The organism is Citrobacter sp. S39, assembly GCF_009495675.1.
GTDB lineage: Bacteria > Pseudomonadota > Gammaproteobacteria > Enterobacterales > Enterobacteriaceae > Citrobacter > Citrobacter freundii.
In genome coordinates this window covers 1,766,179-1,789,666 of the sequence record NZ_CP045555.1, presented here as the reverse complement: position 1 = coordinate 1,789,666, position 23,488 = coordinate 1,766,179, and the positions used below count along the sequence as shown (strand labels likewise).

General features: G+C 49.8%; 17 protein-coding genes and 1 tRNA gene. 6 read left to right on the top strand and 12 right to left on the bottom strand.

Annotation, left to right across the window (positions count from 1 at the left end; translation table 11 throughout):
* Positions 1-139: 139 nt before the first annotated feature.
* From mutY to GFB57_RS08455, 4 genes are all read left to right on the top strand, one after another.
* The gene (gene mutY, locus GFB57_RS08470; RefSeq protein ID WP_003027121.1) at positions 140-1,192 is read left to right on the top strand and encodes an A/G-specific adenine glycosylase; all 1,053 of its coding nucleotides are present in this window, start codon (positions 140-142) and stop codon (positions 1,190-1,192) included.
* 27 nt (positions 1,193-1,219) lie between these two features.
* Positions 1,220-1,489: an oxidative damage protection protein gene (locus GFB57_RS08465; RefSeq protein WP_003027126.1), complete on the top strand. Its 270-nt coding sequence runs from the start codon at positions 1,220-1,222 to the stop codon at positions 1,487-1,489.
* Between the two features lie 86 nt (positions 1,490-1,575).
* On the top strand, positions 1,576-2,661 hold the full coding sequence (mltC, locus tag GFB57_RS08460; protein ID WP_008321260.1) for a membrane-bound lytic murein transglycosylase MltC: 1,086 nt from the start codon (positions 1,576-1,578) through the stop codon (positions 2,659-2,661).
* A 211-nt stretch (positions 2,662-2,872) separates the two neighbouring features.
* Positions 2,873-4,129, top strand: coding sequence for a nucleoside permease (locus tag GFB57_RS08455; protein WP_003027130.1), 1,257 nt, complete (start codon positions 2,873-2,875; stop codon positions 4,127-4,129).
* Positions 4,130-4,181: 52 nt separating this feature from the next.
* Here the strand turns inward: GFB57_RS08455 and GFB57_RS08450 are convergent, their stop codons facing one another.
* On the bottom strand, positions 4,182-6,317 hold the full coding sequence (locus GFB57_RS08450; RefSeq protein ID WP_003027133.1) for an ornithine decarboxylase: 2,136 nt from the start codon (positions 6,315-6,317) through the stop codon (positions 4,182-4,184).
* A gap of 468 nt (positions 6,318-6,785) precedes the next feature.
* Between GFB57_RS08450 and GFB57_RS08445 the strand changes: the two genes are divergently transcribed.
* The gene (locus GFB57_RS08445) at positions 6,786-7,493 is read left to right on the top strand and encodes a DUF554 domain-containing protein (protein WP_003027136.1); all 708 of its coding nucleotides are present in this window, start codon (positions 6,786-6,788) and stop codon (positions 7,491-7,493) included.
* 105 nt (positions 7,494-7,598) lie between these two features.
* Positions 7,599-7,674, top strand: a tRNA-Phe gene (locus GFB57_RS08440).
* Positions 7,675-7,889: 215 nt separating this feature from the next.
* Here the strand turns inward: GFB57_RS08440 and GFB57_RS08435 are convergent.
* From GFB57_RS08435 to GFB57_RS08385, 11 genes are all read right to left on the bottom strand, one after another.
* On the bottom strand, positions 7,890-9,230 hold the full coding sequence (locus tag GFB57_RS08435; protein ID WP_003027140.1) for a VasL domain-containing protein: 1,341 nt from the start codon (positions 9,228-9,230) through the stop codon (positions 7,890-7,892).
* A 1-nt stretch (position 9,231) separates the two neighbouring features.
* The gene (tssE, locus tag GFB57_RS08430; protein WP_003027143.1) at positions 9,232-9,675 is read right to left on the bottom strand and encodes a type VI secretion system baseplate subunit TssE; all 444 of its coding nucleotides are present in this window, start codon (positions 9,673-9,675) and stop codon (positions 9,232-9,234) included.
* On the bottom strand, positions 9,675-10,208 hold the full coding sequence (gene tssJ / locus GFB57_RS08425) for a type VI secretion system lipoprotein TssJ (protein ID WP_003027146.1): 534 nt from the start codon (positions 10,206-10,208) through the stop codon (positions 9,675-9,677). The genes tssE and tssJ overlap by 1 nt, the downstream gene beginning before the upstream one ends.
* Complete coding sequence (gene tssG / locus GFB57_RS08420; protein WP_003027149.1) at positions 10,183-11,271, bottom strand: type VI secretion system baseplate subunit TssG; 1,089 nt, start codon at positions 11,269-11,271, stop codon at positions 10,183-10,185. The genes tssJ and tssG overlap by 26 nt, the downstream gene beginning before the upstream one ends.
* Positions 11,232-12,998 carry a type VI secretion system baseplate subunit TssF gene (gene tssF / locus GFB57_RS08415; RefSeq protein WP_003027151.1) on the bottom strand — a complete coding sequence of 589 codons (1,767 nt, stop codon included), beginning with the start codon at positions 12,996-12,998 and terminating at the stop codon, positions 11,232-11,234. The genes tssG and tssF overlap by 40 nt, the downstream gene beginning before the upstream one ends.
* Before the next feature lie 28 nt (positions 12,999-13,026).
* Complete coding sequence (tssA, locus tag GFB57_RS08410; RefSeq protein WP_003027152.1) at positions 13,027-14,625, bottom strand: type VI secretion system protein TssA; 1,599 nt, start codon at positions 14,623-14,625, stop codon at positions 13,027-13,029.
* A complete protein-coding gene (locus GFB57_RS08405) occupies positions 14,622-17,726 on the bottom strand; it encodes an ImcF-related family protein (protein ID WP_230472385.1) in 3,105 nt (1,034 codons plus the stop codon). Before GFB57_RS08405 ends, tssA begins: the two co-directional genes overlap by 4 nt.
* 313 nt (positions 17,727-18,039) lie before the next feature.
* Positions 18,040-19,191, bottom strand: a complete 1,152-nt coding sequence (locus tag GFB57_RS08400) for a hypothetical protein (RefSeq protein ID WP_008321245.1) — start codon at positions 19,189-19,191, stop codon at positions 18,040-18,042.
* A gap of 6 nt (positions 19,192-19,197) precedes the next feature.
* Positions 19,198-19,464 carry a PAAR domain-containing protein gene (locus GFB57_RS08395; protein WP_008321243.1) on the bottom strand — a complete coding sequence of 89 codons (267 nt, stop codon included), beginning with the start codon at positions 19,462-19,464 and terminating at the stop codon, positions 19,198-19,200.
* A gap of 173 nt (positions 19,465-19,637) precedes the next feature.
* Positions 19,638-20,654, bottom strand: coding sequence for a putative type VI secretion system effector (locus GFB57_RS08390; RefSeq protein ID WP_003024422.1), 1,017 nt, complete (start codon positions 20,652-20,654; stop codon positions 19,638-19,640).
* 20 nt (positions 20,655-20,674) lie between these two features.
* Positions 20,675-23,434 (bottom strand): T6SS effector BTH_I2691 family protein, encoded by a 2,760-nt coding sequence (locus tag GFB57_RS08385; protein WP_230472379.1) that lies wholly within the window; start codon positions 23,432-23,434, stop codon positions 20,675-20,677.
* Between the last annotated feature and the right edge of the window lie 54 nt (positions 23,435-23,488).

The window sequence follows — 23,488 nt, the reverse complement described above, 5'->3', positions numbered from 1 at the left end:
TGAGTTCTGAAAACGGGCATTATCCAAAGTTAGTTGCCGGATGCAAGTAAAGGAAGAAAGTGAGCAGCGGAAAGTTCCGGTTTACACCCCGTTGCCGCTGTGCTGCAATCTTGCCCCCGGCAATAATGAAACGGTAATCATGCAAGCGTCTCAATTCTCGGCTCAGGTTTTGAGCTGGTACGACAAATACGGGCGGAAAACGCTGCCCTGGCAAATTGATAAGACGCCTTACAAAGTATGGCTCTCTGAGGTAATGCTGCAACAAACTCAGGTTGCGACCGTTATCCCTTATTTTGAGCGCTTTATGGCGCGCTTCCCAACGGTAACGGATTTAGCCCATGCGCCGCTGGATGAGGTTCTGCATTTGTGGACCGGGCTGGGTTATTACGCCCGAGCGCGTAATCTGCATAAAGCCGCGCAGCAGGTTGTCACGCTGCATAGCGGTATATTTCCGCAAACTTTTGATGAGGTGGCCGCCCTACCTGGCGTCGGTCGCTCAACCGCAGGCGCGATCCTTTCCCTCTCTCTGGGTCAGCATTTTCCGATTCTCGACGGTAACGTCAAACGCGTGCTGGCTCGCTGTTATGCTGTAAGCGGCTGGCCGGGTAAAAAAGAGGTCGAAAAGAAGCTGTGGGAGTTGAGCGAGCAGGTGACGCCCGCCCATGGCGTTGAGCGTTTTAATCAGGCGATGATGGATTTAGGCGCCATGGTCTGTACGCGCTCAAAACCTAAATGTTCGCTGTGTCCGTTGGAAAATGGCTGTGTGGCCAGCGCCAATGCAAGCTGGGCATTGTACCCGGGTAAAAAACCCAAGCAAACGCTGCCGGAACGAACGGGCTATTTTTTACTGATGCAGCATGATGACGAAGTGCTGCTCGCACAGCGACCGCCCAGCGGCTTATGGGGTGGTTTATACTGTTTTCCACAGTTTGACGGCGAAGATGGACTGCGCAACTGGCTGGCGCAACGGCAAATTAACGCAGATAATCTGACCCAACTTAATGCGTTTCGCCATACCTTTAGCCATTTCCACTTAGACATTGTGCCTATGTGGCTTCCTGTGTCTTCATTCGGCTCATGCATGGATGAAGGCAACGCGCTCTGGTATAACTTAGCGCAACCGCCGTCGGTCGGACTGGCGGCTCCCGTGGAGCGTTTGTTACAGCAATTACGTGCCGGTACACACGTTTAACGTACCGGTCGATAGAGAGGATTTTTTATGAGCAGAACGATTTTTTGCACTTTCCTGCAACGCGAAGCAGAAGGCCAGGATTTTCAGCTGTACCCGGGCGATCTGGGGAAACGCATCTACAACGAGATTTCTAAAGAAGCATGGGCGCAATGGCAGCATAAGCAAACCATGCTGATTAACGAGAAGAAGCTCAATATGATGAACGTTGAGCATCGTAAACTGCTTGAGCAGGAGATGATCAACTTCCTGTTTGAAGGCAAAGACGTGCATATTGAAGGCTATACACCAGAGTCTTAAGAACCGTTGCCGGATGGCGCTGCGCTTATCCGGCCTACGATTTAATCTGGTCCTTGCAAATAACAAACACAACACGCACTCCCGGAATGATGAAAAAATTTCTCGCGCTTGCCGTTATTGCGCCGTTGCTCATCTCCTGTTCCAGTTCGACCAAAAAAGGCGATTCCTATAACGAAGCCTGGGTCAAGGATACCAACGGTTTTGATATTCTGATGGGGCAATTTGCCCATAACATTGAGAATTTGTGGGGATTTAAGGAAGTGCTGATTGCGGGTCCAAAGGACTACGTAAAGTATACCGATCAGTATCAAACCCGCAGCCATATCAACTTTGATGACGGTACGATAACCGTCGAGACCATTGCCGGGACAGATCCCGCCGGACACCTGCGTCGGGCTATTATCAAGACATTGCTGATGGGGGATGATCCAGGTTCTATCGACCTCTATTCCGATGTCGACGACATTAAGATTTCCAAAGAGCCGTTCCTGTACGGGCAGGTGGTCGATAATACCGGCAAGCCCATTCGTTGGGAGGGGCGTGCCACCAATTTCGCTGACTATCTGCTGAAAACACGCCTGAAAAGCCGCAGCAATGGTATTCGCATCATCTATAGCGTGACGATCAACCTGGTACCGAACCACCTTGATAAGCGCGCGCATAAATACGTCGGCATGGTGCGTCAGGCTTCGCGTAAGTATGGCGTCGATGAGTCGCTGATTCTGGCCATCATGCAAACCGAATCCTCATTTAACCCATATGCGGTCAGCCATGCCGATGCGCTGGGACTGATGCAGGTGGTACAGCACAGCGCCGGGAAAGATGTGTTTCGCTCGCAAGGGCGCTCCGGCACACCGAGCCGTAGCTTCCTGTTTGACCCGGCCAGCAACATTGATACCGGTACCGCCTATCTGGCTATGCTCAACAATGTCTATTTAGGCGGCATTGATAATCCAACGTCCCGTCGCTACGCGGTGATCACGGCATATAACGGCGGTGCGGGCAGCGTGCTGCGCGTTTTCTCGAACGATAAAATCCAGGCAGCGAATATTATCAACAGCATGACCCCGGGGGACGTTTATCAAACGCTGACTACCCGACATCCATCGGCTGAATCACGCCGATACCTTTACAAGGTCAATTCCGCACAAAAATCATATCGACGCCGCTAATATATCCCCTCTTCTGCCCCGGTAAACGGGGCCCGGAAGAGGGTAAAGTGTTAACTCCATCACTCTTTTGCTTTGCAATCAGAAATTGTTTGCAAATATTTGTCACAGGTAACAAAAAAAGAGTGTCCCTCGTTGATAGAATCACATCATCAAGCCCCGGCAAATGTGCCTTTTAAAACATTCATCCGCATTACGGTGTGAGGAAATTAACATGAATCTTAAGCTGCAGCTGAAAGTGCTCTCGTTTCTGCAGTTCTGCTTATGGGGTAGTTGGCTCACTACCCTCGGCTCCTATATGTTTGTCACCCTAAAATTCGATGGTGCATCTATTGGCGCAGTGTATAGCTCGCTGGGGATCGCCGCCGTATTTATGCCTACGCTGTTAGGGATCGTGGCCGACAAATGGATCAGTGCGAAATGGGTGTACGCCATTTGTCACCTGGTCGGTGCAGCAACGCTGTTCGCCGCAGCCGAAGTCACCACCCCAGGCGCGATGTTCTTTGTGATCTTGCTTAACTCTTTGGCCTATATGCCAACGCTGGGGTTAATCAACACCATTTCTTACTATCGCCTGCAGTCAGCCGGGATGGATATCGTAACGGACTTCCCGCCAATCCGTATCTGGGGCACTATCGGCTTTATCATGGCGATGTGGGGCGTGAGCTTCTCCGGCTTCGAGCTGAGTCATATGCAGCTGTATATCGGTGCAACGCTGTCCGTTGTTTTGGCGCTGTTCACGCTGACGCTGCCGCATATTCCGGTGGCTAACCAGCAGAAAAACCAGAGCTGGTCGTCCATGCTGGGCCTGGATGCTTTCGCGCTGTTTAAAAACAAGCGCATGGCGATTTTCTTCATCTTCTCAATGATGCTGGGCGCGGAGCTGCAGATTACCAATATGTTCGGTAATACCTTCCTGCACAGCTTCGATAACAACCCGCTGTTCTCCGGTAGTTTCATCGTTGAACACGCCTCGGTGATGATGTCGATCTCGCAGATTTCCGAGACGCTGTTTATCCTGACCATCCCGTTCTTCTTGAGCCGTTACGGTATTAAGAATGTAATGCTTATCAGTATTGTGGCGTGGATGCTGCGTTTCGGCCTGTTTGCCTACGGCGATCCGACACCGTTCGGTACCGTGCTGCTGGTTCTGTCGATGATTGTTTACGGCTGCGCCTTCGACTTCTTCAACATCTCTGGCTCGGTATTCGTGGAGAAAGAAGTTCGCCCTGAAATCCGCGCCAGCGCACAGGGTATGTTCCTGATGATGACCAACGGCTTCGGTTGTATTCTGGGCGGACTGGTGAGCGGTAAAGTAGTTGAACACTATACGCTGAACGGTATTACCGACTGGCAGACCGTGTGGCTGATCTTCGCAGGTTACTCGCTGGTTCTGGCTTTTGCCTTCGTGGCGCTGTTTAAATACAAACACGTACGCGTTCCGGCAGGAACCCAAACTATCGCGCACTAACGTTTACGCAGAGAAAAGCGGGTTGCCAAAAGGTAACCCGTTTTTTTTGCTCTTACTTCACAACATATCCATACAGACGCTTAATACCGTCTGCATCCGTTTCACTGTAAACACCTTGTAGCTCCGGCGAGAAGCCCGGCAGCAGGTTAACACCCTCTTCCAGCGCCAGGAAATAACGTTGCACCGCCCCGCCCCAGATTTCGCCCGGTACCACGCACAGAACGCCAGGAGGATAAGGCAGCGCACCTTCTGCCGCAACGCGACCTGCGGCATCACAAATACGCACCAGTTCGACATCACCACGGATAAAGGCGCTGTTGGCATCCTGCGGGTTCATCGCCACGGCAGGCAAACTCTCCTGTCGGAACATCGCTTTTTGCAGATCCTTCACATCAAAGCTGACGTATAAATCGTGCATCTCCTGACACAGTTCACGCAGCGTGTAATCCCGATAGCGTACCGGATACTTGTTGAAGATGGTGGGCAGCACATCTGCCAGCGGCGTATCGTCCTCAATGTGCTGCTCAAACTGCGCCAGCATCGCCACCAGTTGCGCCAGTTTCTCGGTGCTTTCTGCCGGGGTCAGCAGGAACAGAATCGAGTTAAGGTCGCATTTCTCCGGAACAATGCCGTTTTCACGCAGGTAATGCGCCAGAATCGTCGCCGGAATACCAAACTCAGTATATTGCCCGGTTTGCGCATCAATGCCCGGAGTAGTTAACAACAGCTTACAGGGATCAACGAAGTACTGGTCGCGCGCGTAGCCGGAAAAACCATGCCATTTAGCACCCGGTTCAAAGCTAAAGAAGCGGCGCTCGCTGGCAATCACCTGCGTCGGATAGCTTTCCCACGGCTTACCATCAACTACCGGAGGAATAAACGGCTGAATCATCTTACAGTGGGTAAGAATCGCTTTACGGGCCTCAATGCCCAGCGCTACACACTCCGCCCATAGCCGACGCCCGCTCTCGCCTTCATGGATTTTGGCGTTAACATCCAGCGCCGCAAACAGCGGGTAAAACGGACTAGTGGAAGCATGCAGCATAAATGCATTGTTCAGACGCTTATGCGGACAGAACCGCGCCTGACCGCGAATATGGTTATCCTTTTTGTGGATCTGCGAGGTTTGCGAGAATCCGGCCTGCTGTTTGTGTACCGACTGAGTGACAAAGATCCCCGGATCGTCAGCATTGAGCTCCAGTAGCAGCGGTGACCCATCGGCCATCATCGGAATAAATTGCTCGTAGCCAACCCAGGCAGAATCAAACAGGATGTAATCGCACAGGCTACCGATCTTGTCGATCACCTGCCGGGCGTTGTAGATCGTACCGTCATAGGTACCAAGCTGAATGATTGCAAGGCGGAACGGGCGCGGCTGGTCAGCCTTGTGCGGCGCAACGTCACGTAGTTGCTGGCGCAGATACGCCTCATCAAAGCAGTGCTCGTCAATGCCGCCAATAAAGCCAAACGGATTACGCGCCGCTTCCAGATAAACCGGCGTCGCACCTGCCTGGATCAGCGCACCGTGGTGGTTCGACTTATGGTTGTTGCGGTCAAACAGCACCAGATCGCCGCGCGTCAGCAGCGCATTGGTCACCACTTTATTCGCCGCAGAGGTCCCGTTCAGCACAAAGTAGGTTTTATCCGCGTGGAAAACTTTCGCGGCAAATTTCTGCGCATGTTTCGCTGATCCCTCATGAATCAGCAGATCGCCCAGCTTAACGTCAGCGTTGCACATATCCGCGCGGAACAGGTTCTCGCCAAAGAACTCATAGAAATGTCTGCCCGCCGGATGCTTCTTAAAAAACTCACCGTGCTGGTGTCCCGGGCAGGCAAACGTGCTGTTCCCCATTTCGACATACTGGGTAAGCGTGTCATAGAACGGCGGCAGCAACTCTTCCTCATACTGACAGGCAGCAGACTCCAGCTCCAGCCAGTCCTGAGCCTGACCGCGAATCACCGCGTTAACGCCCGCAGGTACATCGACATCAGACTCTGCGAACAAAAACACCGGTATATGAAAACCAGTGCGTTTCAGCAAAGCCAGGATCCCACTGCGGCTGTCCGCAACGGTAATGACGACTGCCGCGACGTCAGTAAAATCGGTGCTGTCCAGCGCAACCACCTGGCGATGGCTGGAAAGACGAGAAGCCAGTTCACCACTGGCGGCAATTTTCATTGATTTCATAAGCGCAATAACCCGTTTCGGGAAAATCAAAAGTCCCGGGCAAAGCCGCATTGCTTTGCCCACGAAATGACGGGTCAAACTGGTTACCAGCCCCGACCGCCAGACATCAGTAAAAGCAGATAGCCTCTGATCTTACTGTTATCCTGCAGTGAGCGTACGCTGCCCTCACCGCATGGTGAAAGCGTGAAGATAAGTCGCAGGAAGGGGCGAACGTCGCGCAAAAAGGCGATATTGAAGGCGATGTAGGGGGAGTAAGATCATCCCAAGCAGCCTCATTCAGACAGGAGAAAATTCGCGCAATCATGGCACCTTTCACCTACTGGCGCAAGATAAAATCCTGTGCTTAAACCTCACAGATAAACAAGCATTTCGTCTGACAATAGCGGCATAATAATGCAATCTGAAACATAATTTCACCCAAACAGTTGCCTTTAACATCAAGACGATAATGGGTATGCAGGAGCAAACGTGGTAATCGGACCCTTTATTAATGCCAGCGCCATTTTATTAGGCGGTGTTCTCGGCGCGCTGCTCAGTCAGCACTTACCCGAACGTATTCGGATCTCAATGACCTCAATATTCGGGTTGTGCTCGTTGGGAATTGGTATCTTGTTGGTTATCAAATGCGTTAACTTGCCGGTGATGGTTCTGGCGACACTGATCGGTGCATTAATTGGCGAATTCTGCCATCTGGAAAAAGGAATCAATGCCGCGGTTGCCAAAGCGCAACAGCTTTTCACCAAATCGGATGCCAATGCAACACACGAATCCTTTATCCAAAGCTATGTGGCGATCATCGTGTTGTTTTGCGCCAGCGGGACCGGGATATTCGGGGCGATCCATGAAGGGATGACCGGCGATCCTAATATTTTAATCGCCAAGTCATTTCTCGATTTCTTCACCGCTATTATCTTCGCCTGCTCGCTAGGGATCGCCGTGTCTGCCATTTTCATACCGATGCTGGCAATTCAGTTGACGCTTGTCACCTGTGCAGCTCTGATTTTACCGCTGACAACCCCAGCCATGATGGCCGATTTCAGCGCTGTAGGCGGACTGTTGCTACTTGCAACCGGTTTGCGGATTTGCGGCATTAAAATGTTTGCGGTGGTGAATATGCTTCCTGCCCTTCTACTGGCAATGCCGCTTTCCGCAGCGTGGACGGCTTTTTTTGCCTGAGAATGCGTGCAATAGCAACAATGTGGTGATAGATTGTGCAGTCTGCATTGATTTGAAGAAATTTCGTTGACGAAACGAAGTGAATCGGGTTTAATGCGCCTCGTTGCCCGGATAGCTCAGTCGGTAGAGCAGGGGATTGAAAATCCCCGTGTCCTTGGTTCGATTCCGAGTCCGGGCACCACTATTTAGAAGAACCCGCCTATGGCGGGTTTTTTGCTTTTGGTGAAGCGGACTCTCCATCGAACTTCGTTCGATTATTCGCCGCCAGCGGCTCACCCCTTCGGGGCCAGCGCGACGAGCGCGCTGTTCAACGCTTACAGCGTTAGCCCGAGTCCGGGCACCACTATTTAGAGAAACCAGCCTTAGGGCTGGTTTTTTGCTTTTGGCGAATAGTCACTATTCTCTCTTCACCGAACTTTGTTTCAACAGCGCATAACGATTAAGAAGCTGATTAATCCGCATATCGAGTTGCTGATACAAAGCGGGTGATACCCTCCCCTGCATTTTGAATTCTTCATCTATTTGACGTAATAACTCTTCTGTCGGCGGCGTTTGGTCAAGCTGACGACGGATAGTGAAAATGGCTGATTTCAGCTCCGAACCCGTCAGATATTTACCTTTGCGTTCATCAAGCGAATTTAGCTGGGCAGTTAATGCCTCCAGCCCCTGCTGGGCATGATGCCAGTTTTGCAGTGCGCTTTCCGGCAACGCTTCCGTGGTTAACTGTTTTTGTAATCCGCTTGTGAATTCCGTAGTCAGCGATTCTTCCGGCCACAGGGTGGCTAGCTGCTGCGCTAATGATGCGGCATACTCCCTCGACCACAGAGGTGACAGGCGGGATATAACATCCAATTGCCCTTGCGCAGCGACGAAAAATTCCTGTTTCCGCTCCCCCAAATCTGAGGATTGCTTCAACGTGGATAATTGTTCAGGCGTCAACACCTGCGGCAATGGCCTGATCAGTTCATATTCATCAGCTCGCATATGCTTAATACCAAGAAAAGCGCCTGTACTCACTACCGCAGTCACCATGACACCGATGGCAAACCCTAACCACATCCGTCGGGTTCCGTGATCGGTTTGAGTAGCAAATACTGCTGTGCTCGATTGCCCGGGCGAAGCGGGTTCATTCACCACAAAGATCAGCTGGGGCAAAGCGATCTCAGCGTTATTGGCTGAGCCAGAAGCCGGTATCATCACAACGGCTGAGCCCGAATCCGCCTCTGACTTCTCAAGGCGTAAAGCGGCATTATGCATCCAGGTAACGACAACCTCCAGTTTACTCAGCGCTTTCAGTTCAAGCCGTTGCAGCACTTCGCAGGCATGTTTTAAACGCTGTTCAATCCGATAAACCACTGATAAATCAGCATATGACAGCGTTAGCGTACGCAATTCTTGCTGTAAACGGGCTGACAGCCATGTCAGAATTTCAACGCGAGCATGGGTTTGCTGCGGCCATATGGCACTCCAGTGATGCGTCAGTAACGCCTCCAGAAGCTCGGCACCTTCGGCAAGTCCCAGCAGCCCGGCATTACGCATTCTACTGACGGTATACCAGGCCAGGGTTTGCAATTCGACACCGTTATGGCGAAACAAAGTCAGGCTTAACTGTTCAACCTTTTGCCAGTCAACGTCCGGGCGCGCGGGATGAGTCAGCTTGCTGATTTCATCGCGTAGTTGCCCGAACTCCGTGAAAGCACGCGGGTCGCCACCGGTGCTGATGCGATTCGTCTCCATATCAGTACGCTCCTGTCTCAAGCCAACCCTGTTTTTTCAGGTGGCGGATGAGCACCCGTCCCTCGGGGGTAAAATCAGTGCCATAACGAACAACGCCAAGGTCCTGAAGTTCGGCATCGATGGAGTAGCGTAAATGCCCTGGCGTTTCCTGCTCCTGCATTGTGACCTGAATACTTTTCAGTCGCGGTTCATACTTCAACAAAACCTGAGAAAGCGTACTGATAAGTTGATGTGCCGTTCCCGGCATACCCTGGAGGATTTTGGTCATATCCGGCAGACCGTAGTCGGGTAAATGTTTAAGGCTACCGGCGCGCGTATTCAAAATGCGCTGCATATTATCCAAAACGGATAAGATGACCTGCGTGTTTTCACCAACTGCATGCAAAGGCAAACCACCGGAGAAATTACCCAACAAGATGTCATAAAGAGAAGGTCGTTTAATCATTACTCGTCCTCCGGCTTCAGGAGAACCAGAGCCTGAGAATTTAATTCAATCACTCGCGCTTTATCAGAATCGAGATCTTCTCGACGTATTACCACGCGCCATGAATCTTCAGACTGTTCGGGAGAAATAAACATTCCCGCCACGGCAACATACTGCGTTTCCTTTTCGAGTGGAATATCGATAGTTACGCTTTCACCAGGACGAACCCAAACATCTTTCTGAGCCAGTAAATCCGCTTTTACCACCGTGCTGTCTTGCGCAAATAAAGACTGATAATTCGCTGAGTCAAATGCTTTACGATCGTTGAGTTGGTAAATACGTACGACCGTTGAAAGCGCGATGCCCTGCGCATTTTTATTAGCGGCTTCTCTGGCGCAAAGATCCAAATGCAGCGTTTTAATTTCCTTATAAAAAATTGACTTCGTTAATGACACCGTGCCTTCAGATACTTTTTGTGTCAGACCACACCCTGTGATCAGGCTGGTCATGCCGGTTATTACGACAAAATTAATAGCGATAATCGCCAGCCTCATCGGCTTCCCTCCGCTGATCGTGTTGGCTAAGGCTCTGCCAAAGCCCAAGTTTAATGGTGATAAGTTGGTTCAGAGCTTTCGGGTTATTCAGACGCATAACAGCCGTGCGACCGAGCTGTACTGCATGTTCGCTTTTATTACTGGTAAGTTGAGCATCCGGAAGCACCGAGCGAGGAATACGTAATTGCAGCCTCGCATTCACTCTGGCACCTAAATAAACGTGCAGGAGCGCGAGAAAATCATGGTAAAGCTGACCGCCGGGTAACCAGTCGCAAACCCCATCAGGAACCTCCGTGGTTAGCGTAATGAGCACCTGACTGTTAATATCTACGGCGCTATGTCCCATCACCGGACGAGAATGAAGGCTAACGGGGTGCCGCGCACTCATTTTTAACGCCTTATCCAGCAGGACGAAGCGTTTATCATGTGGCGTCACGGTGATATTTGTTGTTGGCGATAATAAAGATACCAGCGCGGATATTCCTTCTGCCGTACGCGTTGGCATTCTCATTACTCCTAACAGCGCCAAAAAACGCGATAACGGGGCTTGCGTTTGCGTGGCGCATCCCTGAATGCCGAGCCCAGTCAGCCCCAGTAAATATTGTGAAGTCTCATCTGTACCGCCAGGGCGAAAAGTCGCTGGATAGCTGTATTTACGCCAGATTCGATAAAACTGCGTAATTAAGCGATGGTTGAAAATATCCAGAAACTCAGCGGCAACGTCCGAGCCTTCCTGACGCTGGGCAATATCATCCTGATAGGTTGTCGGCAGCGGCGATTCCACGCCATACAACCCCATAAATGTGACACTGACCGTTGGTGGCAGTGTGGGTTTTTGCGGATCATATTCTGTACTTTTTAGCTCCCCCGCCGGGAACCCCATCCCCGGATGAGGACGAAAACGAATAGCATCAAAGCGCGGACTTTGTTGGCTTCCTGGAGCTGGCGCTTGCGGATTCCACTGTTCCAGCAGTTGGCAAAAACGATAAAAATTGGTACGAGGCAGGTTATCGCCAAGGCTATTTAGCAACCAGGCAGTCGCTGATTGTGATTCTCTTTCCATCGCAAGCTTTTCCCTGCCGGCTGGATAATTACCGTAAGCTGATTAAACAAATGAATATCCGCATACAATGCAAAAAAGCGGTTAAGCATTTCACCAAACAGATGAATGTCGCCCTCACCGGTAAATCCGTTCTCATCAAGCGTTATTTCGATATCTACTCCACGAAGTAAAAATCCTTTTTCAAAGCGTTGTATTTCATGCTGCTGAACATCCATGATCGCATCCAGACGACGATAATTCAGCTCATCATCCTGCCAGTTATAGAGAGATAATGTTCCTTTGAGCACTTCTGCGCTGGCCATCATATTCAGAAAGCTGGACCCGAGGTGGCTTAAGACGCGCCAGTGAAAACGATCCTCGGCGGGAGGATAAGCCGGTAGCGTCGGTTTACACAGATTACGCACGGCAAGCGGCGTCTGGAGGATCTGCTCGCAACGATTAAGCAATGAACTCTGCAAAGCTCGCCTGGGTAGCTGACCGTTTGTTCCGGTCACTTTCAATGAGACGGTTTCATACTCAGCAAGACGATCCCGCTCCCAGGCGTCACCGCCGAGGATCAGCCAGGTGTCATACAATCCTGAGACGCCGCGCCTGACGCGTGTATGGTAGTAACGTTCGGGGGCATTACGGCGCATCATGCCTCCCTTGTGGCGAAAGCTGGTGAATGGGGCATAAACGGCATTACGCGCGCGCTGCGAACCAGAAACCGCATCCACCGAATAAATTTCCATGTGACCATCCTGCAATCTGCGCGGACGCAGCAAATATTCGCTTTCCAGTCCATTAACCACCAGCGGATCGGCTTCCAGAGTGAAGAGATTAATAACTGGAACGCAGTGCAGACGTATATTTTCGCTACCCACGGGAAGCTCAGAATTCCACTGTTGAGTCAGTACCGCTTCGATTTCAAAGCAGTCGATGCCCGCAGGAAAGGTTATTTTTTCCAGACCGTTAAGATGGACAAACATAAATTTTTCGCGGAACGTAAAATACTCAAGCAATAATTGCCAGCCGCCAAACGCCGTATCGCCTTTTGGCCACAAACTGTCTTCATCGGCAAATCCGCCCGGGGAAAAGTAACCCTCCAGTCGAATACGTTCTACGCTGTTGGGGAGTCTCAAATAAAGAGAGGCCAGACGCTTTGTCAATGCAAGGTGCAGTGCGTGGGTCACCGGCGCGTCACCGCTCAGGTAAAGGCTGAGACGCGTCAGTTCGGTTTGCGACCAGTCCATCTGTGGATTGCACTTTATTCGCATACGGATGACTGAGCGTCCGTCAGGTTCAGCATCGATATTCACCGCCGTAACAGACAGTGGGCTGAGCGTGACGGGCTGGGTAGTACGATACTGACATACCGTTTTTTTAGGGCCAACGGGCTGGGACAATACGCCAAACCCCGCATTAATCCGCTCGCTCATTTTCAGCACATCAGTATCAGGTAAAAGCTCGACAATGCTTAAGGAGGGAATGGTACGTAAATAATGTGGCCACAGCAGACTCATCAACCCTTCGGTAAATTCAGGAAGATGATCGTCTATTTTGGCGCGCAACCGCCCCATAGAAAATGCAAAACCTTCGAACAGCCGCTCCACATAGGGATCGGGGATACCGGCTTTGTCCAGATCCAACATAGCGGCACGATCCGGATGCGCCTGCGCAAACTCTTTTGCCGCTTCCCTTAAATAACGCATTTCCGCGTCATAATAACGCAGAGTTAAATCTTCCATTTTACAGTTCGCTTATTTTGTTTTTGCTTTAGCCGCATAAAACGGCGGCTCTGGCGGGATCAATGGCGACCAGCCCAGACAACAGTGACTCCATCTCTGACGCCAGACGCGCTTTGTCGCTTTCACTGCGATTGGCTTTCAAACGCAGAAGCTTTAGCCGCCGCGCTTTAACTTCAAACAGCAGTTCAGGCTCCCATTGTTTGAGAGTGAGAGAGTGCGCTGTGGTATTCAATTCACCAAGCAAATGCAGCGCGAGATCGTTGCGCCCACACTGTTCCGTCAGACGGGCCATCAACAGCTGGCGTAACCAACGCTGTCGACGTGAAATAATACCAGGGCGTGCCTGAAGCCAGGCGAGCGCTGCTTCAACGCCTTCGCTGTCCGCCAGCGTCAGGGCCTCGCTTTCAAGCAGCAGGATATCGTCATCCTTCCCGACGGTAGCCGCCGCGATTTTATCGGCCTGCCAGTCGCTTTCCTGCAACACGTCACGGGCAATCCATTCACGCGTGACGTCATCGGCAAAGGGCGTTCCGTCATTAAATGCCAGCGTTTCCAGACCCGGCATCCGATGCAACAACATTTTCAGATCGCTGATGATAATGGCGGCATGTTTATCCCATGGCGATCCCGCCCTGGTTAACGCCTGATGAAGATACCACTGCACGTCCAGCCAGAAATGATTTACCCCCTCAACAAATAAGCTGTCAGTTAGCTCAATCAGCTCAGTCCAGCTTTGCTGCAAATACAGACGCTTGAGCTGAGCGCGGTAATCACTTTTAGGTGGTATCAGACGTGTACGCCCAGCGCCATCTGGCGGTGGAAGCTGGCTGACCGTATCGAGCCGCACGCTTTTCATCAAATGATGCGCCGCCAGCCAGCCGTCCGGCTGATCGCTCAGGTATTTCGCCAGCACCCGTGCCTGCTCCAGCAGCTCACGACCAGAGGCAATACTTTTTAGAACGGGAGTTTCTGCGCTGTACCGACCGGCTTGCGGACTGACATTTTGTGGAACCAGCGCCTGAGCGCAGCCAGACTGTGCCAGACGATTCTCCAGCGCGCTATACAGCGCCCCAAGCCCGGGACGAATACTCTCCTCTCGCTGACTAAACTGTTGCTCCAGCAGCATCAGCGCACCGGCGATCCGCTGTGCGTCAGGCCGTGAAACTTCGGGGAAACGTGCCAGACTATCCAGCATCCGCCCGCCGGCCAGCCATTCAAGGGCGGCCTTATGGCTATTGGCCCTTAGGGGATGGAGAGAATTGCCATACTGCTGCATCAGGCCAGCCAGCAAAATCAGACCATCCGCCAGGCCGGGCTCGCCATCCTGATGCAAACGCGCCCAAGTGTAGTAGGTGACAACACGGACATCCTTACAGGTGTGGATCAGCAGTTTTTCCGCAAGCTCAACGATGAGATCCGTTTGTGCGCCAGAAAGTTTATTCACCTCCTCTCGCATGCGCTGAAAATCATCGTCATAGCCGGGATCTTCCCCGCCCGGGTTGGCTGCGGAAACGGGCAATAACCAGTTTTGCCATAGCGCAGTTTGCGTTTGCGCCTGTTCCATCAGCTGCTGTTGTTCATCTGGCGAAGCCGTGCTGGCGGCCAGTAGACGTTGCAGAGCGCTCATTCTTCTTCCTCAGAGGGGGACTGGCTGACAACAAAAATGGTTTCTGGTAGTTCGAAATCGCGGAGTTTCAGTAACGCGAGCGGGCCTTCACCGGCCTCCGTTCGCAGGGTGTAGTTCAGCGGCAATCCATCCTGCGCAGTCCAGCGCAGGTTAAAACCGCTGCTCACGCCGGCGTTATCGCTGATCTCCGCTTTCTCAAGCAGTCTTATCCAGCCCCAGGTGCCGGGGTTATCTGAGTAGATTCGGGTTCCCGTATTCGTACTCACCCAGCTTAGGGTGGCCCCTGACGCTGACGTATCGGCTGGCCAGACAAGGTTTTTCCAGGTTGGCATCTGATTAACGTAGGTGAGTTTTTGCCCATCCAGTACGAGATCGGTTTGCATCACATCCCGCGCCGTTCCAGGGCGCAGTTCAAAACGCATCCCAGCTTCTCCACGAATAAATGCGACATCCGCAATCTGACTGAGCTGGTCCATCGCCTTAAGGAACGCCGGATTAAACTCCAGCCCCTGCGCATTCACAGTGTCGGCAACCCAGTGACTTCCCTGTTTATGCAATACGCCGCTTAAATGACTTTCGAGAAAATGCGGGATCCGGCCATTATCGCTTCGCAGATATTGCGCCAGCAGCGGCAGAGAAGCCTCGCTACCGACATCGCGAAACGGATAACGTCCGCCGAATGCGCTGTTCCAGTCATTCACAATCAGCGCCTTCCATTGCGCATTCAGGCCCGTCGCGGTTGGTTGCAACACCTGCTGCCATGACTGCTCCAGCGGCTGAACAAACATACTTTGACCAAATCCACTCCATGCCTGGCCTAAGCTTGCCGCTACCAGATTGCCATAGTCACGCGTGGTGGTGAGATCGACGGTTTTGCCCTGAAACACCGTTTGCGCCAGGGCCTGACTCATGCCTTGTGGATCGGCAGCGTTAGTAATCTGCTGGAGTTTCAGCCTGACCTGCGTTACCCGGGTCAGGTAGGTTTGCAAACTCAGATGGCTGATATCCTGCCCGCCCGATTGTTCATCCATCAATGCCAGGATTGGCGAGAAGGTACTCGCCATAGGGCCTTCTTCCCGCGCATGCTGGTCAATCGTCTGATTTTCTTTGGTGTTAAACAGATCCTTTGCCGACTTCACCAGTGAGTCCGACAGCGCTTCTCCGGTTAACCCTGTGCGTCCCTGAACGGCGAGCGTATTCATTAGCGCAACCAGAGGAGACTGACGGATATCTGCAATCAACGTGAGCTGATCGATGGCATCACTCAGCGTTTGGGTGCGCTGCCAGCGAATACTGTTGAGAAAATCCAGCCAGCTGTCGGCAAAATCCGTGAAGTAACGCTCGCTAAGACGCGCCTTTAAGGCCTGTGGAGAGAGAGGGTCGCTTGCAGAATGCGTATCATCTCCCAGTACCTGATCCATTTCTTCCCGGCGGTTGTTTACGATTTTCTCTATGGCGGGCAAAACCTCCTCTTCCCAGGCTTTGCGGGTATACACCCCAGCAACCGAATTCCGGGTATAAAATACGTGATCTGCCCGGGTATCGCCGGTCATGTCTTCCAGACGAAGATCGGTGTAATGCGGCGTTACCTGTTCAATGATTTTCTGATACAGAGCGGCTTCGCCATTGCGGATCCCCATCTGACGAATTAACAGCGTTCGCACCTGGTTAATAAGATTTTTATCCGCTGTTATTTTCCATTCAGGATGCGCCTGAAGGTTTTCGCCCCAGAACTGCCAAAGCCCAGGCCCAACGCCCTGCCATGATGCGCGCGAAATACCCGCTCTCTCCGGCCAGTCTTGCATCAGCGCCTGACTAAAAAATGATGCATCCATCTGCTCAGGCCGGGAGAGCATCAGATACATTTTCAGCTGGTTGTAGGCGATCTTTGCCCGAGCGACAAACTGCGGACTGTCTGGAGCCAGTCGGGTTAACGCCGTTAATTCCTGAGTGAGATGTTGCGCGGCTTCATCACGCAGGAGCGGAATAGCGATACGCGTATAACGTGGCAATAGCGCATCCAACAGAGCATCATTTTGGCTTAAGCCGAAGCGGTAGTACCACGGCGCCCCATTCAGCTGACGCCAGCGAAGCATGCCTGGGGTTTGCTGAAGCGCGGACAGCGCCGTAAGACGCTCGGCGAGCGGTTCATCCGCACCACCTGCCAGTCTCGCCTGATCCAGACTTTCGCCGATCAGATTGCGATTCGCCAGGAAAGATATCACCATTCCCGCGCCCCATAGCAGCATCAAACCAGCGGTACCGACTGCCAGCACTCGCATCCCTGAACGGCCTGTGCGCTGTGCCTTTAGCTCAGCAGGTAACGCAGGGAGCGAATCAAGCAGCGCGCGCCAGCGCTCATCACGCGCCCAGGCATGCGCCACGCGCGGTGAAGTACTTTCCACATGCTGACTCAAGATGACCGCCGCCAGCGGCAGAGGCCGATGCAGGCTGAAAAAAGTGGCTAACGCGTCGCTGATGGCTTCTGCGTTTTGCGTGAGCGCATTCGCCATTTTCAGTAAGAAGTTACTGTGGATATTGCGCGTAACCTGCTGCGAACCCTGTTCCGCCAACTGCATGACCAGCGCGGCCAGCTGCGAACGACATAACGCCGTTGTACATCCAGCAGGGAATAAACACGTCGCAGACTGGGCCATCGCGGCATTCAGAACGGATTGTGCGCCATGCAGCGACCAAAGGTATAACGGCACTCGCCAGCGAAGCGTGGTAAAAACAGCCTGAAGATGGCGGGCAGCATTATCTATTTGTTCTGCGGTTAAAGAGACAACAGGTGCCGATTGAACCAATGAATCCTGGTGCTGAAAAGTGGGGGTTACCCATACAATCCCATCCAGCGGGCGCCGATGCAGCTTGCGTATCGCATCAAACAACGAAACATCTGGCGGTTCAGTGAGCGTACCTCCCCAGATTAACACCACGCCATCCCCTTCAACCCAGCGCAGAGAGGTGAGTTTTGGTACCAGTAGCTCAACCTGAATGACATCCCCCATCACCAGCAGAATACGGGTTTTGGCGCGCCAGCAATGGCCGTAATTATCTTTAAGTGTAGAGCAGAAGTTAATGAATATATTATTATCCAATGCAGGCGCCGTATTATTTCCAACATTTGATTTAGAAGCTGACTTCCATGGCAAAAAAAAATAAAAAATAGATTTATATTTAACTAATGAGGTATACGACATTAGTGTTGATTTCAAAGCATTCATTTGCCATATTTTGAAAATATAGCACAGTGCTAATAAAACGGTTATAACAGCTATTACTCTTGTTGCTTGGGTGCTCACCCCCAAATACTCTCCGTAGTAAAAAAGCACTACGTAACATGTTAAACCAACAACAACCAAAATACATAACAAACCAAGCAACCGCAGCAAACTGGACTTTTGCATATATCTATTCCTGACTTCTAATTTTTTTAACCCTCGATAATATAATCCTACCATTCGACTCTGAAAATATTATATCAACAGCACTCACGTTTTTTCCATTTAATAAAGAAAACATCAACATCATCCAGATATCAAACTCTCCCTGAATGCCGATATATAACTCAGCGTAATACTGTTCAAGATTGTTATTATGTTCGTTAAGAAGAATTGCTGCCTTAGCTACATCTTTTTTATCACTATGTTTTCCTATCAATAAATTGTTGATCATCCCGGTTCTGGCCTGATAAAAAATCAAATCGTTAAGATCTTTGATCAGATGATTTTCATCTGTAGAAATAGACCTGTACAATCGTGCCTTCTCAGAAATATTATTTTGATTAACTAAAACAGTCGGAGCAAAAAGAAAAGCACACAAACCATCGCCCGTTCCATGGTGATTATCTTTGATTTCTTTTGATTTTTCTCCTACAATAATTAATCTGAATTTATCCTCCGTAACACTTAGCCATTCATTAATATTTAATACATAATCGTGCAAGATAATTTCACTGTTATTAATTATGTCATCAGAAAGCCCAAGTCGTTTCCAGGCCAATAAAAAAGACTGCCATGCCGAAGTCCCATACATCTGACCAACAATAAAATTAATAACCAAACCTTTTTTAGAAGTAATATCAATTAATCTAGCTCTCATTGGAACTAATAACTCATGGAATAAAATAGTATAATCAATCGATTCTGGAAAATGTAATGCCCTGGTTCCAATGGCATTGAACTCACTTCCTTCACGTAAATTGGGTATCTGTGATTCTTCAGGAAAGAGATAGCTGTAATCTACAATACTTATATAACCAGACGCCCATTCAGACCACTCATAATCAATATTAGAACTTTCCGTTGATATCATTTCATTTTTTTCAAGAGACACGCCGAGCTGAAATAATCGAAGCCCTATGTATATAATAAATAACAAAGAAAAAATTAACGATATTACAAAAGCACAATATATTGAATTACTATTATGAGTAATATAATAAAACAAACCAAATAGCAGAACAACAGTTATTAACAATGAGAAAAAAACACCACTATCTCGCCCCCACCTAATAGAAGGTACAGGTTGCATTGCCTTTTTATCAGGAATATTCCAACTCATTTTAACTTACCAGATCCCCGTACAGGGAAGTGTTGAAATAACATAGCAACCGCATTGACACATGCATTTATGCACAGCTACTGGTTTTCCATCTGAGATCCATTCTGTAGACCCCTGGATTATCTTATTTACGCCATGAAATGGAATTGGACATATAACAGTATCACCAAGCAATGCGACGCCTAAACCATCGATAATCATCGTTGACGAAACAGAAATTACTTTGCCACCACTACTTAATGGATCATTGAGTCTGACTAAGCCTAGAAACATAAATCCTCGCTATAAAAGAATATAACTATCCAGATATGTTTTTTTTCAAAAAAAAAAAAAAAAAAAAATAAAAACACTTACCAAACATATCTATATGATTAGATAAAGATCAGATAATAACACCTTATCTGTTAAAAATATTAGCTTTGAAATTTAACCTACAAAAAAATCGTCTAATAGTAATAAAACCACCATCCTGATGTCATTACTCGAACAGATTTTCCCTTCTTTTTAAATTCTTTAATTCTTCTGCGCTTTAATCTCCGCAAATCAATATTGGTCACATTTTCCCAGCCAGCAACAGTCAATATCTCCTCCGTCAGCTGTTCTTTCGGAAAGGGATGCCGTCGCCAGATCGTCCATATTGCGGGGAAGATATACAGAAAGGTTCCCGTAACCAAAAATATCGTTATCACTTGCCGTAATCCTTCACTAAGAACCCAATCTTCTTTATACAATCCCACTACCAGCAGCAGAATAGCCAGAAGAATAACGACCGAAATGGGGACTTTCATCGCGTCTATTCGCGCCCGTCGTATTCCCTGGTAACACCACGGTGGCATGGTCAGCGAACGCGCATGCGGCCGGACAAGGGCATATACCAGGTACTCCTCTCCCACTGGCGCGGCAATCAGTTCCACTTCCTCACCTTCCCGGCAATAGGGCGCGCCCAGCCACCCTGAAAAGGACCGGCCGTTGATTTCGCCCGTGACGTACCACGCCGATGAAGGAACCCTGTCTTCATTGCTCGCCACCATGCCCTGTGCCGTTGCTGCTGACCCCGTCGAGGCCAGCACCATCGCGGCAGACGCCATGTTCTCATCCTGCCTGCTGAAATATTCCCACGTCTGCGGATAGGCTTTGGTGTCAAAATAGTGCGTCAGGCAGCGCTGGTGGTAGTTTGTCACCACGCCACTGACCTTTATCAGCGGGGCTGGCGGAGGCAGTACCGGGTCCGGTGGCATATCGGCCAGCGCTTTTGCCCGCTGCTTTTCTTCACGGTACAGTTCTGCCAGCCGTTTTTTATGCTTCTTCTTGCCGTCCGATTCATAGTACGCAATGGTTTGTCTTAATTTTATCCACTCTCTGCGCTCCCGGAGATAGTTTTCTTCCACATACCCTTTTCCCTTCTCCAGTCCCCGGATATAGGCCCGGGGCATATCGGCAAACAGTTCGTCATCTTCTGTCATAGTATTTCGCTGCTCCACAATTAAACCACAACAGGGACTTCCGGCTCATCATAGATAATAAATGGCCAGTAAATTATTGGTTTCCCACGTTGTGGTTTTTTACCTGAAGATAATTGACGTAAGCTTTCTTGCAGTGAATTTCGGGTCTCATCAATAAATATATTGATTCTTTCCGGCGAATAACTGTCGATATCAATCGAACAATCATCACCAAACAAGCCATTCTCAATCCACGACTGTAACGCATCACGTGAATAATATTCCGTCAAAATATATTCTGCGACCATCAATAACAGAGCCACCTCCCACGAGGCCAACAGCCCCACCCATTCGACGCCTAATTTTGTTAATTGAGGCGCAGCTGCCCTCCCCAGCCATACGGCTAATTCCCCTTCAGGAGTCTTCCAGCCAAAGCGTTCAATCAGCACCGTCATCAATTTTCCTTCCGCTTTGGCAATAATGGCAACATCACTAAGAGTCTTGACTGAATATAAGCCGGTAAATGCCCATTTTTTACTGGAATTCGGTAAATTAACTTTATTCAATAATGTTGAAATATCTAACCCCAGCGAAAGGCCCGCACTTATCAACGAGCATCCTGCGCCAAACATTTTCATGTAGTGGAGGCTATTTTTCTCTTTAAGAATGACCTCCGTCGCAGGGGTCGCAATATCAATTACCCCGCTCGCCGTTGCCGATATTGCGCTGATTACCTTCGCGTAGTCAGCAGGTTGATTGTTAAAGTTATCGAGTTGGTTATACAGTTCGACCACATTGAAAAATAAAACAAAAATCCTAATACTGGTCACCGCATAACCAGAAGATCCCGCAGGCTGGCTAAGATAATTGGCATACGCTTTTTCAAGTGCGGCATATTTCTTACTCGCCCCCCGGAGAAGATCGGCCCGGATGGCTCTTTGCGGGCTGTAAAAAACAGTGCCGGCAATGTAAGCCCTGCGTTCCGTGGCCCAACCAAAATATTTGCTGAACAATGTTTTGGTTTCTAACTCTGACTTTCCGGAAGATAGCGAGAAAAGGGTTCGAACAATAAGGTCATTCATGGTATTGAGAACAGGTCCAATCCGTGATACGGAAAAAAACCTGGCCCCTACGGTTGCCATGTGCTGGTCCATTTGATACAGCACTCTTTTCGAGAATACGACATTGCCAGCCAGTGGTTTTGAAATTTCACTCGTTGCCTTTTCAAAACCTTTAAATATTTTATTAAGTTTAGCGCCATTCTTCTCAAAAAAGTAGAGCACATCATTTTCAGAAACCGGAGAAATACTACACTGGTGCAAACTAGCCAATAACGGCTCCACATCTGCCATGATCTCTGGATTATTATAAAAATGTGTTCTCCAGACGAGATTAGCTTCACTTTTCGTAGTATATGCGTCTATCCAGTCATCCAGCAATTTTATACCTGATGGCGACTCACCAAGACCAGCCATTGCGAAGGCAGCAATTTCACGATAGTTCGCATTATCAACAGGATCGTTAGAAAAAAAATCCTGTAATATTGTTATAAATAACGAAGCCTGTAACCATCCACAGCGATAGCTAATCAGCTTAGCGAGCTGTTTATCAATTTTTGGTGTTAGATCAGCACAACATTGATTAAAAGAGTCCCATTTACTCTGATTGATCATTCGGGCATATTTAGACCAATCATTAGCTACCTGTTGTTTCTTATAAACTTCGTTTTGTTTTCCCTTTACCTGCTTTTCGAATTCTTCGCGAGTTAGTATATCCTTCGGGTCTGTACCTTTAGATTTCTCATTCTGGACATACATATCATAAGAATAATCCATTGCCGGTGGAGAAATATATGTTTCCTGCGGTAATTCAGCAAGTTGGGCTGCAACATTCTGTTCCGAGCTTTTGTTAACAATCTCCTTAACTCCGTTAATTAGACTCTGGGTACAGAACTCCAGGGCGCGTTCTTCACCAAATATCTTCGCCATCGCCAGGACATCATTCGTCCATCCCGTCAGCTCATGCGTTATCCCTGCTGAATCATGCAGCGCCATCAGCAACGGTGTAACGGGGGTACCGTCTGGCTTCACACCCCGTTCCTTCATCTGCCGGATTGTGTTTCCGGCCACTCCGCTCTTCCACGGGTACAATGTCTCCTGCGGCCCCGGCTCTTTGACTATCGCATAGCGTTCACTCACACACTGGCTGACGCGGATTTTAGTATGGGTGCCATATGGTAACCGCATTGCCGGACTCAGCTGGCTGCCCTGCGCCGGGATGTAATCCAGAACCCTGGCGAGATTTGCTGTGGTTGCCTCTGTTATTTGCTGTGAAGCCTGGGGCGCCGTCCAGTTCGATGAACTCAGACACTGCATTCTGCTCTGCCGTTGCCCTGCATCGCCCGCGTAACGCTCCAGCGTTTTTTCCGTCCAGGGACACTGCGTGAATGCTATCCAGATATCATTCTCCAGGACTTCATAAGGCAGCGTCAGAAAATCCTTTCCGCCATCACTGTACGTTCCCTGCCGACAGTCCGGCTCTGATTTCTCCAGAACATTTTTCGCCGACAGCTGTTTCCACAAACTGCCGTCATCACACACCGACCACGCTTCCCAGTCCGTCTGGTACGGATAGTAGATATAGATATAGCCCCTGCGCATCGCGCGTAGCGCATAGTGGTAGTTTTCGTTTTCCGCCGGGTAAGCTGATATTCCAGGTTTTGCCCACGCCGGCAATGGTTCTTTAATATATTCAGGAACCACCGCATAGCGTACAGGTAGTAATGCCGGTCCCTGTGACATACAGTCACATTTATGATTTATCATCCCTGTTCTCCCACATATTCGAACTGTAAA

Coding starts and splice junctions, on each gene's coding strand:
- GFB57_RS08450 (WP_003027133.1), bottom strand. CDS start 6,317: ATGAAATCAATGAAAATTGCCGCCAGTGGTGAACTGGCTTCTCGTCTT.
- GFB57_RS08455 (WP_003027130.1), top strand. CDS start 2,873: ATGAATCTTAAGCTGCAGCTGAAAGTGCTCTCGTTTCTGCAGTTCTGC.
- tssE (WP_003027143.1), bottom strand. CDS start 9,675: ATGATTAAACGACCTTCTCTTTATGACATCTTGTTGGGTAATTTCTCC.
- mltC (WP_008321260.1), top strand. CDS start 1,576: ATGATGAAAAAATTTCTCGCGCTTGCCGTTATTGCGCCGTTGCTCATC.
- mutY (WP_003027121.1), top strand. CDS start 140: ATGCAAGCGTCTCAATTCTCGGCTCAGGTTTTGAGCTGGTACGACAAA.
- GFB57_RS08465 (WP_003027126.1), top strand. CDS start 1,220: ATGAGCAGAACGATTTTTTGCACTTTCCTGCAACGCGAAGCAGAAGGC.
- GFB57_RS08435 (WP_003027140.1), bottom strand. CDS start 9,230: ATGGAGACGAATCGCATCAGCACCGGTGGCGACCCGCGTGCTTTCACG.
- tssG (WP_003027149.1), bottom strand. CDS start 11,271: ATGGAAAGAGAATCACAATCAGCGACTGCCTGGTTGCTAAATAGCCTT.
- GFB57_RS08390 (WP_003024422.1), bottom strand. CDS start 20,654: ATGACAGAAGATGACGAACTGTTTGCCGATATGCCCCGGGCCTATATC.
- GFB57_RS08395 (WP_008321243.1), bottom strand. CDS start 19,464: ATGTTTCTAGGCTTAGTCAGACTCAATGATCCATTAAGTAGTGGTGGC.
- tssA (WP_003027152.1), bottom strand. CDS start 14,625: ATGAGCGCTCTGCAACGTCTACTGGCCGCCAGCACGGCTTCGCCAGAT.
- GFB57_RS08385 (WP_230472379.1), bottom strand. CDS start 23,434: ATGTCACAGGGACCGGCATTACTACCTGTACGCTATGCGGTGGTTCCT.
- GFB57_RS08400 (WP_008321245.1), bottom strand. CDS start 19,191: ATGAGTTGGAATATTCCTGATAAAAAGGCAATGCAACCTGTACCTTCT.
- tssJ (WP_003027146.1), bottom strand. CDS start 10,208: ATGAGGCTGGCGATTATCGCTATTAATTTTGTCGTAATAACCGGCATG.
- tssF (WP_003027151.1), bottom strand. CDS start 12,998: ATGGAAGATTTAACTCTGCGTTATTATGACGCGGAAATGCGTTATTTA.